This window comes from Paenibacillus amylolyticus (assembly GCF_050990605.1).
Taxonomy (GTDB): Bacteria; Bacillota; Bacilli; order Paenibacillales; family Paenibacillaceae; genus Paenibacillus; species Paenibacillus amylolyticus_H.
Genome location: NZ_CP158832.1, coordinates 2,254,808 through 2,270,369, shown reverse-complemented (window position 1 = coordinate 2,270,369; position 15,562 = coordinate 2,254,808). Strand labels below are relative to the sequence as shown.

Sequence of the window (15,562 nt, the reverse complement as noted above, 5' to 3'; positions counted from 1 at the left end):
TAGAAGTTATGGAAAAAGATTGAATCTTTTCCCTTGAAAATTCCTATGTTTTTTCGACAAAAACATTCGTCTTTACACGGTTTTCTAGGACTTAAGTAGAATTAACTCTGATGTTGTCGTATAACATAAGTTTCTTCGAGTTTGGGATATATTACAATAAGAAAAAAGCCCTATCTTTTCTGAAAGACAGGGCTTTTTGTGTATTTTCTGCAAATTATGAATTTTTTCGTAAATGTTCGGTCCCAAAACAAAAGCATGTTAATACTCTCCCATATTGTTCTTAAACATTCTTAAAATAAAAAAAAACTTTCGAGTCTCAACATGAGCTTACAACGCCCGTAATTATGTTTATTTACGAATATTTCATAGTTAATAATGTTAGAATTTTTTGCCGTTACACTAAGGGTTTATGGACAATATGATAGGTATACATATAAAGCTGTATATTAATCAATTGACAAGTTATCTTTCAAGAATGAAGAAAACTCCTCTTTCCTACACAACACTTTCTTAACAATTAAGCGGGGTCTATATATTTTAATTTTAAGAAAACAATTGGCGTATTCACACTTTTCTATAATTCATCATTTTGCGCATTTACGCAACATTTCCCAATCTATCAACTAAACCGATGACCAGACTTGGAATAAGGAAAATTCTTTTAATGGAAATCATTGGATATGGAATCGAGGAATAACTACCACTCCGATAGGTTTTAACTTTGTATTCATGCGGCACAAGTCCTAGGTTTTGTCGATCCGTACAACAACCTCACATCTTTTATCGGTTGTAACATCGAAATCCTTTAGATAGAAACAAAAATAAACGATATGCATCAAGTAAGAGGACCCCTGTGATTCGCTAAAGGATTGCTATCCTTTGTCGCAAATGTTCTCTACTCTCGTGCATACCGTTCATTTATAGCATCATTTTAACAATTCCATTGCTCGCCCCATGTTACAGGATATACTGGCTCAAATCACGATCAAGCGCGATATCATTTAATTTCTCCCGGACATACTCCGGAGTAATCACCATACGTTCCAGTGTTAGCTCAGGTGCCTCAAAGGATAAATCCTCCAAAAGCTTTTCAAGAATCGTATGCAATCGACGTGCACCTATATTTTCTGTATTTTGATTGACGGATTCAGCCAATTTGGCAATCTCGCGAATGGCCTCATCCGAGAACTCAATCTCAATATTCTCTGTGCGCAACAGATCAACATACTGCTTGGTCAGCGCATTTTGGGGTTCAGTCAGAATGGATACAAACTCCTCCAGTGTTAGACTGCTTAGTTCCACACGAATTGGGAAGCGTCCCTGAAGTTCAGGAATCAGATCAGAGGGTTTGGCGACGTGGAATGCGCCTGCTGCCATAAAGAGAATATAATCCGTTTTGACAGGACCATACTTCGTCATTACTGTAGAGCCCTCTACGATAGGCAGAATGTCACGTTGCACACCCTCACGGGATACATCAGGACCACTACCTCGTCCTTGACTGGCAACCTTGTCGATTTCATCAATGAATATGATACCTGTCTGCTCCGCCCGGCGAATGGACTCCTGGGTAACATCATCCATGTCGATCAATTTTCCTGCTTCTTCCTGGATCAGCACTTTACGCGCTTCTTTAATAGCGAGTTTACGTTTTTTCGTACGACGAGGTAAGAGGCTGCCAAACATCTCCTGCATGTTCATGCCCATCTGATCATTACCTTGACCAGCAAACATGTCCATCATGTTAGGCGCAGTGTCTTCGACATCAATTTCAATGATGTCATCCTCCAACTTGCCAGATAACAGATCAAACTTGATCTTACGGCGGCGTTCGGCAACCCCAGTATCCGGTTCGGGCTCATCCTGTTCCTGAACGTTGTTGCCATTATTACCAAAGATCATCTCAAAGGGATTACGCTGATTCTTGGACTTGGACTGTGAAGGAGCCAAAATATGTACAATTCGCTCATTGGCAGCTTCTTCAGCTTTGTCCTTCACTTTTTCAGTCCGCTCCAGCTTCACCATCCGCAGTGATGTCTCAATCAGATCACGCACCATCGATTCAACGTCGCGGCCAACGTAACCTACTTCAGTGAACTTGGTAGCTTCCACTTTCACAAAAGGCGCACCTACCAGTTTAGCAAGGCGGCGGGCGATTTCCGTTTTACCCACACCGGTAGGTCCAATCATCAAGATATTTTTAGGCACAATGTCGTCCTGAGTGTGCTCAGGCAAAAGGCTACGCCGATAACGATTACGTAGGGCTACGGCTACCGATTTTTTGGCTTTCTTTTGACCTACAATATACTTGTCAAGCTCTGCAACAATCTGTCTCGGTGTTAACGCTTGAGTATTCATATTGCTTCCCTCCTACCAGTATGTTGAATTTATTTTACCTAACAAGGACAAAGAATCCCCTAGACGTGCTGGAGCAGATTACATAATCATGCTCCACTACGGGAGATTTCTTTGGCTTATAACTCTTCCACAATAATATTACTATTGGTATATACACATAGCTCTGAGGCAATCTGAAGTGATTCACGCGCAATATCTTTCGCTTCCAGGTTTACTGCATGACGTTTCAACGCACGCGCAGCAGATAAGGCAAAGTTCCCACCTGATCCGATAGCAATAACGTCATCATCCGGTTCAATAATCTCTCCGCCGCCTGAAATGAGCAGCATACCTGATTTGTCCATCACAATCAACAGTGCCTCAAGCTTACGCAAAATCCGATCCTGACGCCAATCCTTGGCAAGCTCTACAGCAGCACGCTGCAAGTTACCATGGTGCTCCTCCAGCTTACCTTCGAATTTCTCAAACAGGGTGATTGCATCCGCCACAGAACCAGCAAAGCCAGCAACAACCTGTCCGCGATACAAACGTCTTACCTTCTTGGCTGTATTCTTCATCACAACACTTTGACCCATGGTCACCTGACCATCTCCTGCGATTGCAGCCTTACCATTATGACGAACAGCACAGATCGTTGTAGCATGAAATGACATATCCATGATATCAGCATCCTCCCACGAATAATTTATACGCGTTCCGGAACAGTTAGACCTTCTGCTGCAGCAAAACTGGTGATGCCATCCAGTGCGCGCTGTGCAAGAGCTTCATTTTTTTCTTTTTTGTTACGGATTTTTGTTTCAAGCTTCGGCAACAAACCAAAGTTTGCGTTCATTGGTTGGAAGTGCTTGAAGTCAGCAGTTGTAATATACTGAGCCATACTGCCAAGGGTTGTTTCTACAGGCAACACCACCAGTTCCTGGCCAAGTGCTGCTTTGGCTGCGTTCATGCCGGCAATAAGCCCCGATGCAGCAGATTCCACATATCCTTCTACACCCGTCATCTGACCTGCAAAGAACAGGTTAGGACGCTCTTTAAACTGATACGTTGGAAGAAGAAGTTTAGGAGAGTTAATAAATGTATTACGGTGCATCACACCATAACGGACAAACTCTGCATTTTCAAGTCCCGGGATAAGGGAGAAAACACGTTTTTGTTCTCCCCATTTCAGATGCGTCTGGAAGCCCACCAAGTTATACAGGGTTCCAGCTGCATTGTCCTGTCTAAGCTGAACAACCGCATGTGGCAACTCTCCTGTATGCGGGTTAACCAGACCTACCGGTTTCATAGGTCCAAACAGAGCCGTCTGTTTTCCGCGTTTCATCATCACTTCGATCGGCATACAGCCTTCAAAGTAGATTTCTTTCTCAAACTCTTTTAATTGAGCGACCTCGGCAGTAATGAGAGCTTCGTAGAAGACATCAAACTCTTCTTCAGTCATCGGACAGTTCAGGTATGCCGCTTCGCCTTTATCATAACGGGAAGCCAGATACACCTTGTTCATATCAATTGAATCTTTTTCGATGATCGGTGCAGCAGCATCATAGAAATAGAAATACTCTTCCCCCATTAGTGCCTTGATTTGCTCAGACAATGCAGGTGAAGTCAGCGGTCCCGTTGCAACAACAACGATGCCATCTTCCGGCAGAGAAGTTAGTTCCTCATTCACCACTTCGATGAGCGGATGCTGGTGCAACGTGGATGTAATCTCACCTGAAAATCCATCCCGGTCCACAGCAAGTGCCCCACCTGCGGGAACTGCATGTTTATCTGCTGCTGACAATACGAGAGAATTGAGCATTCTCATTTCTTCTTTTAACACACCCACTGCATTGGTCAATCCATTCGCACGTAGCGAGTTGCTACATACCAGTTCTGCAAATTTATCTGTATGATGAGCTGGCGTTTTCACAACAGGTCTCATCTCGTATAGTTTTACGCGTACGCCGCGACTTGCAATCTGCCAGGCCGCTTCTGTTCCTGCCAGCCCGGCACCAATAACGGTTACTTGTTGTTCATTTGTCAAAATCATTTACCCCCATAAAGCAATTTCATATTTCACTAAAATTGATTCGGATATATACTAATCTGCTGATTCGTCATCCGGTTCATCCACCGGCTCCTGATGATCACACGAAGTACACTGCAATCGTGCTCCCTTTTTGTTGCGCTTTTCAATCATTAGCGATCCGCAACTTGGACATGGTTTGGCTGAAGGTCTGTCCCATGAGACAAAATCACATTCAGGATATTTGTCACAACCGTAGAAAACACGTCCCTTTTTGCTACGACGCTCAACAACATGACCTTCCTTACATTTCGGACAAGTTACGCCGATGTCCTTGATAATTGGTTTGGTATTCCGGCAATCAGGGAAGCCAGAGCACGCAAGAAACTTGCCAAAACGTCCGAGTTTATAAACCAGCGGTTTGCCGCACTTCTCACAGATCTCATCTGATACTTCGTCTTCAATCTCGATTTCTTTCATTTCTTCTTCCGCAAACTCAAGGCGTTTCTCAAAAGATTCGTAGAATTCTGCGAGTACTTTGACCCAATCCTCCGAACCTTCCTCCACATGGTCAAGATCACCTTCCATGTTTGCGGTAAATTCAACATTCAGAATTTCCGGGAAGAACTCTTCCATCTGTTCGATGACCAGTTCACCAAGCTCCGTTGGCATGAATTTCTTTTCCTCTATCGCAACATATCCGCGCTTCTGAATGGTCTCCAGCGTTGGCGCATATGTACTCGGACGCCCTATACCCAGTTCCTCAAGCGTCTTAACCAACCTTGCCTCCGTATATCGGGGTGGCGGTTGTGTAAAATGCTGTTTTGGCTCAATCTCCTGCTTCTCAAGCACATCTCCACTTTTCAGCGGAGGCAGAAGACGATCTTCATCGGTTGTACCATCGTCGTTTCCTTCAACATATACCTTCATGAAACCTTGGAACCGCACCTTCGAACCTGCCGCACGGAAAATGGTGTCCCCCGCAGCAATATCTACAGAGAGTGTATCGAGGATAGCCGAAGACATCTGGCTCGCTACAAAACGTTCCCACACCAGTTTATACAACCGGAACTGATCACGACTCATAAATGACTTGATTGAGTCAGGATCACGCAGAATTGAAGTTGGACGAATCGCTTCATGCGCTTCCTGAGCATTAGCTGCTTTTTTAGAATAGTTTCGTGGAGTCTCAGGTGCAAATGGTTCCCCATACTTCCCAACGATATATTCTTTGGCTTCTTCTTGTGCAGATGCCGCAATTCGTGTGGAGTCCGTACGCATATACGTGATGAGACCTACTGTGCCTTCTTTTCCAAGATCTACACCTTCATATAGTTGTTGGGCGACCGACATCGTCTTGGAAGCTCTAAAATTCAATTTACGCGCCGCTTCCTGTTGCAAAGAACTCGTTGTAAACGGGGCGGAAGGGTTACGGCTCCGTTCTTTCTCTTTAACTTCCTTGATCGTAAAGTCTGCGCCTTCGATCTGTTTCAGGATCGCTTGCACTTCCGCTTCACTGCCCAGCTCTGTTTTGGCCCCGTTCAGTTTATGAAACTTGGCTTCAAACGGATTGCCGTCTGCTGTCAGTTTGGCGGTAATGCTCCAGTATTCTTCCGGCTCAAAATCATCAATTTCATTTTCACGATCTAAAATGATTTTAACTGCCACGGACTGAACCCGGCCTGCAGACAAACCTTTTTTTACTTTCTTCCATAATAACGGACTAATTTTATATCCAACAAGCCGATCCAGAATACGTCTTGCCTGCTGCGCGTTAACCAAATCCATATTGATTTTCCGCGGCGTTTTGAACGCATCTTTGACCGCCTGTTTTGTAATTTCATTAAATACAACCCGGCAATCTGCCGTATCGTCCAGTTCAAGGGCATGGGCCAAATGCCATGCGATAGCCTCACCTTCGCGATCCGGGTCAGCTGCGAGATACACTTTTTTCACTTTCTTCCGTGCATCCTTCAGTTCTTTCAAGATTGAACCTTTGCCGCGGATCGTAATATATTTCGGATTAAAATCGTTCTCTACCTCAACGCCGATCTGACTCTTTGGCAAATCGCGAACATGGCCCATCGAAGCTTTTACGATGAACTTGCTGCCTAAATATTTGCCTATCGTCTTCGCCTTTGAGGGCGACTCCACGATTACGAGTGCATCCGCCATAGGTTCATCCTCCTCTCAGTCATGAAACTGTCATGAAACTGTTTCTGTAAGCTTATGCATAGTTAATAACTTCTGCTAATTATATATTTCCACGCACTGCGTAGGTTGTAGCTTCGTCATACCCTCGCGTATTTAGTGCCTGGTAATTGGCTAATCTGCTTTTTTATGATTAAAGATAACAGAACTGAATGCAAATGTCCAAAATCCCAACCAAGCAGCTCAACCAGTTGATCCAATGATTGTTCTCCCTGTTCCAACAGATAAATCACGCGTTGTTCATCTGGAGAGAGCTTAACCTCAGCGAATATGCCTCGCCCGGAAGGCTCGGTTGTTTCGGTCGAACGTCCTCTATTGTAAGGAAGTTGTTCTGCATTTGGCAAGCCCAATCGATACTCTTCCAATACATCTGCTGCACAAGTGACCAATTTGGCCCCTTGACGGATAAGATTGTGTGCTCCCCGACTTTTCGGCGATGTAATAGGTCCAGGGACTGCAAATACATCCCGGCCTGCTTCAAGCGCAGCATCTGCTGTAATGAGTGAACCACTGCGAATGTCAGCCTCAACAACCAATGTCCCCAGTGTCAGACCTGCAATGATTCGATTCCGTTCCGGAAACAATCCCTGGCGCGCTCTCGTACCTGGTGGATATTCCGACAAAAGCAGACCCGTCTCCGCGATTCGCTCGGCGAGACTTGTATTTTCGGGTGGGTATATATTATCAATCCCTGTTCCGAATACTGCAATCGTTTTTCCTTTAGCACGCAGTACTGCATCATGACATACGCTATCGATACCGCGGGCAAGCCCGCTTACAATCGTTAGTCCTGCATTGCATAATTGCTCTGCCAGCTTTTCTCCAACTTTGCGCCCATACACGGTCGGCATACGAGTTCCCACCATGGCAATAGACGAGTTGTGTAGCAAACTAACATCCCCTCGAGCGTACACTACCCAGGGAGGCTGAACGGTTTCCTTCATTAATATGGGATAATTCTGATCCAGATAAGTAATAACCTCTATCCCCTGATCGTAAACGTGTTCTCTTTTACTTTCAATCCAGTCGATAGTAAATTGGTTAGTCAAACGTGCAGCCTGATCTTTGCGCAAGCCTGCTGCGACCCAATCCCCTTCCTCATAATTCAAGAGATCGGACAATTCATGTTGTCCCTGAACTAGTTTCGAGATTGTTTTCTTGCCAATGCCCTCCATCTCATGCAACCCAACCAAGATCCATCGTTCTTCCATACCATAAACCTCCCAGAGCGGGAAGAGATCTTCCCTCATATTGTGTGTTAAGTGACCACGGAATGCAAGCGTTTACGCAGATGAGGGACAATTCCTCCTTCTTTACCCGTAAAAAAACGCAAAAAAGCAACCCTTCGCCCTGTTCAAGGACAAAAGGTTGCTTACCTTTTCCGTAACCATAATAGTCGGTCTACCAGAAATAGATCATTTCCGAGCCGTTTCTTCTATTATAACGAAAAAGAATTAATGTGTCGTGCACAAATTCAAAATACCGCGTTCCTCAAGTACACTCACCAAAGTCGAACCCATCTCAGCAGGAGTTGGTGCTACTTTGATTCCACATGATTCCAGCTTCGCAATCTTCTCTTTGGCTGTACCTTTACCGCCAGAGATAATAGCGCCAGCATGGCCCATCCGTTTGCCTGGAGGCGCTGTTACGCCACCGATAAAGCCAACAACCGGTTTGGTCATGTTTTCACGTACCCAGTCTGCAGCATCCTCTTCAGCTGTACCACCAATCTCACCAATCATGATGACCGCATGAGTCTGTGGATCTTCATTGAACCGTTTGAGGATATCAATGAACTCGGAGCCTTTTACAGGGTCTCCCCCGATTCCTACAGCAGAAGATTGTCCAATGCCACGTGTCGTCAGTTGATGAACGGCTTCATAGGTAAGTGTTCCACTACGGGAAACAACACCCACGTGCCCCGCCATATGGATATAACCAGGCATGATACCGATTTTACACTCGCCTGGTGTAATGACACCTGGACAGTTTGGTCCGATCAGGACAGTATTTTTACCTTCCATGAAGCGGTCAACCTTGATCATATCAAGAACCGGAATACCTTCTGTAATACAGATTACGAGGTCCAGCTCAGCATCAACAGCTTCCATAATGGAATCTGCTGCAAATGCAGGAGGAACGTAAATGACGCTCGCTGTTGCGCCTGTAGCTTCCTTCGCTTCCTGCACAGTGTTGAACACCGGCAGACTAGCTACTGTACCGTCTTCCAACGTGATATCCACATTAGTTCCGCCTTTACCCGGTGTAACTCCACCTACCATCTGGGTTCCGTAGTCCAATGCGCCCTTCGTGTGGAACATTCCCGTTGAACCCGTAATGCCTTGCGTAATGACTTTTGTATTTTTATCGATCAAAATACTCACGTTGCTTCACATCCTTACGGTTATTTTTCAATTCCCGGACAGCTCCGGTACTAAGGAATGAACTTATTTTACGAGGGCAACAATTTTCTGTGCACCATCGGCCATGGAATCAGCAGGAACGATATTCAGGCCAGATTCACCCAGAATACGTTTGCCAAGCTCCACGTTAGTTCCTTCAAGACGAACAACCAGCGGTTTGGTCAGGCCAAGCTGCTTCGCGGCTTCAACAACACCGTTGGCGATAACATCACAGCGCATAATACCACCGAAAATGTTAACAAAGATCCCGGCTACTTTGGCATCAGACAAAATGATCTTAAATGCTTCAGTTACCTTCTCCGTTGTTGCACCGCCCCCTACGTCAAGGAAGTTGGCGGGGTCTCCACCGTAGTATTTGATAATATCCATCGTCGCCATCGCAAGTCCCGCACCATTGACCATACAGCCGATGTTGCCATCAAGTGCTATGTAGCTGAGGTCGTATTTGGAAGCTTCGATTTCTTTTTCATCCTCTTCATCCAGGTCACGCAGTTCCAAAATGTCTTTGTGACGGAACAGGGCGTTGGAGTCAAAGTTCAACTTCGCGTCCAGTGCGATAACGTTTCCATCTCCGGTAACAACGAGAGGATTGATCTCGGCAATAGAGCAATCTTTTTCGACAAATGCAGTGTACAGCGCAAGCATGAACTTCACGGCTTTGTTCACCAGTTCGTTAGGAATCTGAATGCTGTAAGCCAGTTTACGCGCCTGGAACACTTGTAACCCAATGGCAGGGTCAATGATTTCTTTGAAAATTTTCTCAGGTGTAGCTTCAGCTACTTCTTCAATCTCAGTACCGCCTTCTTCGGAAGCCATCATAACTACACGGCCTGTGGCACGGTCCACAACAACACCCACATAATACTCTTTGCGGATATCGCATCCTTCTTCAATCAGAAGACGTTTCACTTCTTTGCCTTCTGGTCCAGTCTGGTGTGTTACCAATACTTTGCCCAGAATTTCGGAAGCATAAGCACGAACTTCTTCCGTGCTCTTCGCCACTTTTACGCCGCCGGCTTTACCCCGGCCACCTGCGTGAATTTGAGCTTTAACAACAGTCACCGGACTGCCCAGTGCCTCTGCGGCCGCAACCGCTTCATCGACTGTATAAGCAACCTTTCCGTTAGGAACGGTAACTCCATACTGTTTCAGTACTTCTTTTCCTTGATATTCATGGATATTCATTCTCGAATCCTCCTATCAACATGACTGCAACAAGGCGGGTTGGTAGACTAACAAAAGACAAATGTTGACTATTTTCACTTAAACCCAATTCATTGTAACACGTTTTTAAAACGCTTTCCTTAAAAAATTAATGGTTAATAGACAGTATTTTGATATGAGTATGATCCCATATTGTGAATGCTTGGGTATATATGGAAAAAACCTCAGCTAAAAGCTAAGGTTTCCTTAATATAAAACTGCATTTTATTTTTTGGCTGCGTTAGTGTTGGTTTCGTGAACCTTCTCCAGCAACCCTTTGAACTGACCCAGCAATGCCTCAAACTCTGTACTGTTCAAACACGCATCTCCCTGAATGGATTCAGGTATGGACAATGCCTTGTTCCGCAGCTCACGGCCGGAGTCGGTTAATGTAATTAATACTTTTCGTTCATCCTGAGCCGAGCGTTCGCGATTAATAAGTCCTGCTGACTGCAATCGTTTGAGAAGTGGCGTCAACGTTCCCGAATCGAGGTATAACGCCTCCCCGATCTCCTTAACCGTGCATTCTTCACGTTCCCACAACACCATCAGAACTAGATACTGTGAATACGTTACGCCGAGCACCTCCAGATAGGGCTGGTACATCTTCGTAATCTCACGTGAACAAGCATATATGGCAAAGCATAATTGGTTATCCAGCTTCAAACTGTCAGTCTGCATATGTCTTTCTCACCTGCCTATTGTGCATTCTATTCCTTATATAAAGGAACTATAAATCTATCTTATCACAAATTAGAAAAAAAACAGAATAATTGAGCACAAATGATTTTACTATTCAATTTAATTATGTAAAATTATATTGTGTAAAACTTAAATGAGAATAGATACATTTAATGATTTCCTTCCAGAAATAAAATTCAGGGATCAGGAATGATGACTACAGCTATGATAACGACAGGTTGACTCCATGATTCCTTTTATATAAAATGCTTAATAGAAGCTGAGGAAGCACCTTAATTCGTAGACTGGCCCGTATTATGCGGAGTCAAGAATCGAGTGAGGTGTTTCTTTGTCATGTACGGAAAATTACACAGTGCGTGTTTGTACGGAATTGATGGCGTTCTGATCGAGGTGGAAACCGATTTATCCAATGGTCTGCCACAGACATCCATCATCGGGTTGCCGGATTCAGCCATTCGTGAGGCTGTCGAACGTGTTCGTGCAGCGATCAAGAACTGCGGATATCAGTATCCGTTACAGCGGATCACAATCAATCTGGCGCCCGCTGATCTGCGCAAGGAAGGATCTTCCTTTGATCTAGCCATTGCCATTGGTTTACTTATGACAAGCGGCCAGCTTGTACTGCCTCCCCAGGAACGGACACTAGTGGTTGGCGAACTGGCGTTGGACGGTTCAATCCGGTCCGTGCCCGGCATTTTATCCATGGTGGATCTGGCCAAACGACAAGGCTTTACTTCCGTGCTACTGCCTTTGGATAACGTAGAGGAAGCGTCGTTGATTCGAGGTATTCAGGTATTTGGTATTCGTCATTTACAAGATATCGCGCCGGAAATTTCAGATCAATCTACGAGTTCGGTTCGAATACCAAAAAATACAGTCAATGCTGGGCCGGTTGTATTAAAAAATTATGCTCACCTCGCTACTCCTATAAGAGATAAGACACAGAGGGTGCAGGATAAAAAGACGAGACAGACTTCATTACTTGCAGATAACTATAGTGATGTCTTGGGGCAGCACCATGTAAAACGCGCGCTTATGATTGCTGCAGCAGGCATGCATAATATACTGCTCGTTGGACCGCCAGGCACGGGCAAAACGATGTTAATCAAACGTTTGCCTAGCATCCTTCCGCCTTTGTCAGAAGATGAAGCGTTAGAAGTAACCAAAGTATTAAGTGCCGCAGGCAAATTGAAAGAAGCGCCTCAAGGCCTGATTGCAGACAGACCTTTTCGCTCCCCTCACCACACGATATCCACCTCTGGTCTGATTGGAGGCGGTGGTATCCCAAAACCGGGTGAAGTGAGCCTTGCCCACCGTGGCATATTGTTTCTGGATGAATTACCTGAATTCCAGCGTCAAGTGCTGGAGGTATTAAGGCAGCCGTTAGAGGAGCGCACAGTGACAATTAGTCGGGCACGCGCTGCATTCACCTTTCCGGCCCAGTTCATGCTAGCATGTTCCATGAATCCTTGTCCCTGCGGTTATTTGTCCGCTCATTCGGAGGAGCAACGCTGCATATGCAGTCCAGCCCGTGTTGCCGCATACCGAGCCAAAATTTCAGGACCCCTGCTGGACCGCATTGATCTTCAGGTTGAGGTTCCTCCACCAGGCGAGTGGCGCAAGTCTGTTGCTTCCCCTTCCTCTGAAGAAATGCAGGCAAAAGTGATCCACGCTCATCAAATTCAGGCTACACGTTATGCCAAAGGTTCGGTTCGTTGGAATAGCCAACTTTCCGGCACGCTTTTGCGACAAACGATCCACCTCCCCCAAGAGGCAGAGCAACTGTTAGAGCAAACGCTGCAAACGTTAAATCTGAGCATGCGTGCACATGATCGGATTATCAAGATGGCACAGACAATTGCCGATCTGGACCATGAAGGTGAAATTATGACAGCTCATGTGGCTGAAGCCATACAGTATCGTCAATTGGATCTTAATTTATTTTAGAAGCATATGGAGGAAGAACAGGTTTACCAAACACAACAACGCGAAGTTCAACCTGTAGAAAGAATAACGTGGCCAAGACAACGGATGTTTCATGCAGGTTATAATATATACAGTATGTCAACATGACAAAAAAACGTACAAGTGCCTCTCTGTTGAGGAGAAAGGTACTTGTACGTCAATTTTTCTGAAACAGATAGTGCATGTGTAGCTACCTATTCCAATAATTTTATTATTCAAAAAGAGTAAGTTTGTCCTTAGCTGGTGTGCGTTCTTTCGCAGAAGGAATAACATCAGGGTATCCCATATAAATCATGCCTACAATCTTCTCTCCCGCCTCTATTCCAAGCGGTTTGCGGAATTTGGGAGCGTACAGGAACGGCTTGGTCACCCAGAACGTTCCAATGTCTTCACTCCAGGCTGCAAGCATAAAGTTCTGAACCAACGCACTTACTGCAGCGAAGTCTTCGTCCCAAATATTCTGTCTTGGATCTTCCTCCAAAACAACAAGCATAACGGCTGGGACTTGCATAATATTGGCTGAGAATTTATTGTCTTCTCCCATTTCTGCGTCAATAGCCTCAGCCAGTTTCTTCCGCCCATTCCCGGTAAACAATAAAAATCTCCAAGGTTCACGCAGTTTATGGTTAGGAGCCCAGACTGCGGTGTCCAGCAACTCTATGATTTGCTGTGTAGGAACAGCTTCTTTTTTAAATTTTTTCACTGTGCGACGATTTTGAATCGCCTCTCTGACTTCATTTGTTGTTTTCGTAGCTTTACTCATCGGCCGTACCTCCCTTTTTATAATTATGATTCGGAACCGTAACAATGGCTTACGGTCTTGAACAATTCGTTTATAACAAATTAAAAGATTAAAACGCCAGATTACATCCTTGATTATACACCCTTCTGCTCAGGAGATTCAAAGGGATGGCGCCACAACTACCAAAAATACATGCGCTGAGAATGAGAAAGACGACGCCGAATCCTGATCCACTAATGGGGATCATCAAGTCGGAGCCGTCTTTTAAGCCGTAATCATGCATCATTACGATATTACGATCACATCAATGATTGAATCAGTATGCACCAGCACCTTCAAATGTCCCTTTAACAAAATCCATTTTATTGTACTTCTCCTGATTACCTGCAACATCTGTACTATAGTACTCTACCACCTTGACATCAGGGGCATAAAACTTGACGGGTCCTTCATAGTTCTTCCATTCTCCCCCATTGATTCGATATTGCGTTGTTTTCACGCCCGAACCTTTGACTTCATCCGTTGCCTGAAGTCTGAATGTAAATCCTTTGATGTATACCTTCCCATTCACAGTATCTGTAATAGGAACTAATCTGTATTTGGTTATTGGAGGTGTAATATCTGCATCTTTCTTAAGTACGATATTAAACGTATTATGATCTCCTTGTACGAGGGTAACGATCTGAGTAGATTTTAAGTATCCTGTTGCTTCCCCCGTTATTGTTCTGATGCCTGTTGGCACGCGTTTTATGAAATAATTTCCTTGAGCATCCGTTGTTGTTGCCGATCCTCCGGCATTAACTTTAGCTCCACTTACTGGATTACCCGCCTCATCTACAACTTTCCCCCGCACATGTGCAGCTTCTGTCAAAACAACATCTACGATTAAGGTTTTTCCAGCCTGAACATTCAAACGATCCTGTACATAAAGCATATAATCCGCAGAATCCACCCAGATCGCAATGTTCGGATTGTAGTCAAAATCAAGCCCAGTAACGGCATACCGACCTTGCTGATCTGTTTTAACCGGACGATCCAAGGCTCCTGTTACTTTGACCTGGGCATCTGGAATCGGTTTGCCTGTTTGATCGGTTACAGACCCTACAATCGTAGAAGGTTCATACAACTCGAAATTAACCAGAATTTGTTCCCCTTCTGACAAATAGTAGGTATTACGGTGCCTGTCTGTCACATAGCCCTCTGCTTCAATTATAAAACTAATTTCCGTATAATCCTGGACAGACTCAAGTATGGTATAACTTCCAGTGCCATCTGTCTTTACGCTTTTTTCAGTTTCTTCCCCTTGATATCTAAGGGAATACTTGATTGTTGCATCCTGGATAGGAAACCCTTCAAGATCAGTAACTTTTCCTGATATTTTTGCCTGTGTAGACAGATCGACTGCATAAGAAACTCCGGAATACATAATTCCAAACAAAATGAAACATAAAGATAGTGTACTTAGTCGAATTATCCATTTGATACTTGTCTGCATCTTCCCATTACACCTCACCATTATTTTTATGGATCACACATTGCTCTTTAGCCTCTTAAATTAACTGACTAAAAGCTCAAGCTTCCAGAATTCTCCGTCCCAAACATATTGCCAAATCCCCTGTCCACCGTTCATGGTCTCGCTGATATCCAGTACTTCCATCCGAGGACACTCCCATACTCGTTTTCCTGTGTTGTACGACGTATTCTGATGCTCTTTCATACATCCCACCAACCTCTCTATAAATTTCAACTTTTTTAGTTTATAACAAATGATACATTTTGTATCTAAAATTTTCTGAAATACAATGATTTTATTATTGGCACTTGTCTTCTCTGTTGTATTATTTCATCGTAAAATTAAAAAAGCCGCAGTTCCTGTATGATGAGGAACTGCGGCTTTAGTATAACAACCAACTCCAAGACTTTAACGAATGCAATGATAAGACATAATTAAAC

The 15,562-nt window shown here is 44.4% G+C and carries 12 protein-coding genes; 1 reads left to right on the top strand and 11 read right to left on the bottom strand.

Annotation, left to right across the window (positions count from 1 at the left end):
- Nucleotides 1-957: 957 nt before the first annotated feature.
- The 8 genes from hslU to ABTV53_RS10360 all read right to left on the bottom strand — a co-directional run bounded on the left by hslU (nt 958) and on the right by ABTV53_RS10360 (nt 10,881).
- Nucleotides 958-2,358: an ATP-dependent protease ATPase subunit HslU gene (hslU, locus tag ABTV53_RS10395; protein ID WP_076208906.1), complete on the bottom strand. Its 1,401-nt coding sequence runs from the start codon at nt 2,356-2,358 to the stop codon at nt 958-960.
- A gap of 116 nt (nt 2,359-2,474) precedes the next feature.
- Nucleotides 2,475-3,017, bottom strand: coding sequence for an ATP-dependent protease subunit HslV (hslV, locus tag ABTV53_RS10390; protein ID WP_076208907.1), 543 nt, complete (start codon nt 3,015-3,017; stop codon nt 2,475-2,477).
- 26 nt (nt 3,018-3,043) lie between these two features.
- Entirely contained in the window at nt 3,044-4,387 is a 1,344-nt protein-coding gene (gene trmFO, locus ABTV53_RS10385; protein WP_370511405.1) for an FADH(2)-oxidizing methylenetetrahydrofolate--tRNA-(uracil(54)-C(5))-methyltransferase TrmFO, read from the bottom strand.
- Between the two features lie 51 nt (nt 4,388-4,438).
- Nucleotides 4,439-6,538, bottom strand: a complete 2,100-nt coding sequence (gene topA, locus ABTV53_RS10380; RefSeq protein ID WP_433752751.1) for a type I DNA topoisomerase — start codon at nt 6,536-6,538, stop codon at nt 4,439-4,441.
- 116 nt (nt 6,539-6,654) lie between these two features.
- Nucleotides 6,655-7,785, bottom strand: a complete 1,131-nt coding sequence (dprA, locus tag ABTV53_RS10375; RefSeq protein WP_433752749.1) for a DNA-processing protein DprA — start codon at nt 7,783-7,785, stop codon at nt 6,655-6,657.
- Nucleotides 7,786-8,028: 243 nt separating this feature from the next.
- Nucleotides 8,029-8,958: a succinate--CoA ligase subunit alpha gene (gene sucD, locus ABTV53_RS10370; RefSeq protein ID WP_036609382.1), complete on the bottom strand. Its 930-nt coding sequence runs from the start codon at nt 8,956-8,958 to the stop codon at nt 8,029-8,031.
- A gap of 63 nt (nt 8,959-9,021) precedes the next feature.
- A complete protein-coding gene (sucC, locus tag ABTV53_RS10365; protein ID WP_433752748.1) occupies nt 9,022-10,182 on the bottom strand; it encodes an ADP-forming succinate--CoA ligase subunit beta in 1,161 nt (386 codons plus the stop codon).
- Between the two features lie 243 nt (nt 10,183-10,425).
- A complete protein-coding gene (locus tag ABTV53_RS10360) occupies nt 10,426-10,881 on the bottom strand; it encodes a MarR family winged helix-turn-helix transcriptional regulator (protein WP_017689201.1) in 456 nt (151 codons plus the stop codon).
- Between the two features lie 354 nt (nt 10,882-11,235).
- Between ABTV53_RS10360 and ABTV53_RS10355 the strand changes: the two genes are divergently transcribed.
- Nucleotides 11,236-12,849, top strand: a complete 1,614-nt coding sequence (locus ABTV53_RS10355; RefSeq protein ID WP_433752747.1) for a YifB family Mg chelatase-like AAA ATPase — start codon at nt 11,236-11,238, stop codon at nt 12,847-12,849.
- 229 nt (nt 12,850-13,078) lie between these two features.
- On the opposite strand, the gene ABTV53_RS10350 is transcribed toward ABTV53_RS10355, so the two are convergent.
- The 3 genes from ABTV53_RS10350 to ABTV53_RS10340 form a co-directional block, all read right to left on the bottom strand.
- Nucleotides 13,079-13,630, bottom strand: coding sequence for a nitroreductase family protein (locus tag ABTV53_RS10350; protein ID WP_433752745.1), 552 nt, complete (start codon nt 13,628-13,630; stop codon nt 13,079-13,081).
- Between the two features lie 295 nt (nt 13,631-13,925).
- On the bottom strand, nt 13,926-14,801 hold the full coding sequence (locus ABTV53_RS10345; RefSeq protein ID WP_433752744.1) for a carboxypeptidase-like regulatory domain-containing protein: 876 nt from the start codon (nt 14,799-14,801) through the stop codon (nt 13,926-13,928).
- A 363-nt stretch (nt 14,802-15,164) separates the two neighbouring features.
- The gene (locus ABTV53_RS10340; protein WP_433752742.1) at nt 15,165-15,326 is read right to left on the bottom strand and encodes a paeninodin family lasso peptide; all 162 of its coding nucleotides are present in this window, start codon (nt 15,324-15,326) and stop codon (nt 15,165-15,167) included.
- Between the last annotated feature and the right edge of the window lie 236 nt (nt 15,327-15,562).

Bases quoted from the DNA above. Each gene is read 5' to 3' on its own strand.
- hslU (WP_076208906.1), bottom strand. From the start codon at position 2,358: ATGAATACTCAAGCGTTAACACCGAGACAGATTGTTGCAGAGCTTGAC.
- hslV (WP_076208907.1), bottom strand. From the start codon at position 3,017: ATGGATATGTCATTTCATGCTACAACGATCTGTGCTGTTCGTCATAAT.
- trmFO (WP_370511405.1), bottom strand. From the start codon at position 4,387: ATGATTTTGACAAATGAACAACAAGTAACCGTTATTGGTGCCGGGCTG.
- topA (WP_433752751.1), bottom strand. From the start codon at position 6,538: ATGGCGGATGCACTCGTAATCGTGGAGTCGCCCTCAAAGGCGAAGACG.
- dprA (WP_433752749.1), bottom strand. From the start codon at position 7,785: ATGGAAGAACGATGGATCTTGGTTGGGTTGCATGAGATGGAGGGCATT.
- sucC (WP_433752748.1), bottom strand. From the start codon at position 10,182: ATGAATATCCATGAATATCAAGGAAAAGAAGTACTGAAACAGTATGGA.
- ABTV53_RS10360 (WP_017689201.1), bottom strand. From the start codon at position 10,881: ATGCAGACTGACAGTTTGAAGCTGGATAACCAATTATGCTTTGCCATA.
- ABTV53_RS10355 (WP_433752747.1), top strand. From the start codon at position 11,236: ATGTACGGAAAATTACACAGTGCGTGTTTGTACGGAATTGATGGCGTT.
- ABTV53_RS10350 (WP_433752745.1), bottom strand. From the start codon at position 13,630: ATGAGTAAAGCTACGAAAACAACAAATGAAGTCAGAGAGGCGATTCAA.
- ABTV53_RS10340 (WP_433752742.1), bottom strand. From the start codon at position 15,326: ATGAAAGAGCATCAGAATACGTCGTACAACACAGGAAAACGAGTATGG.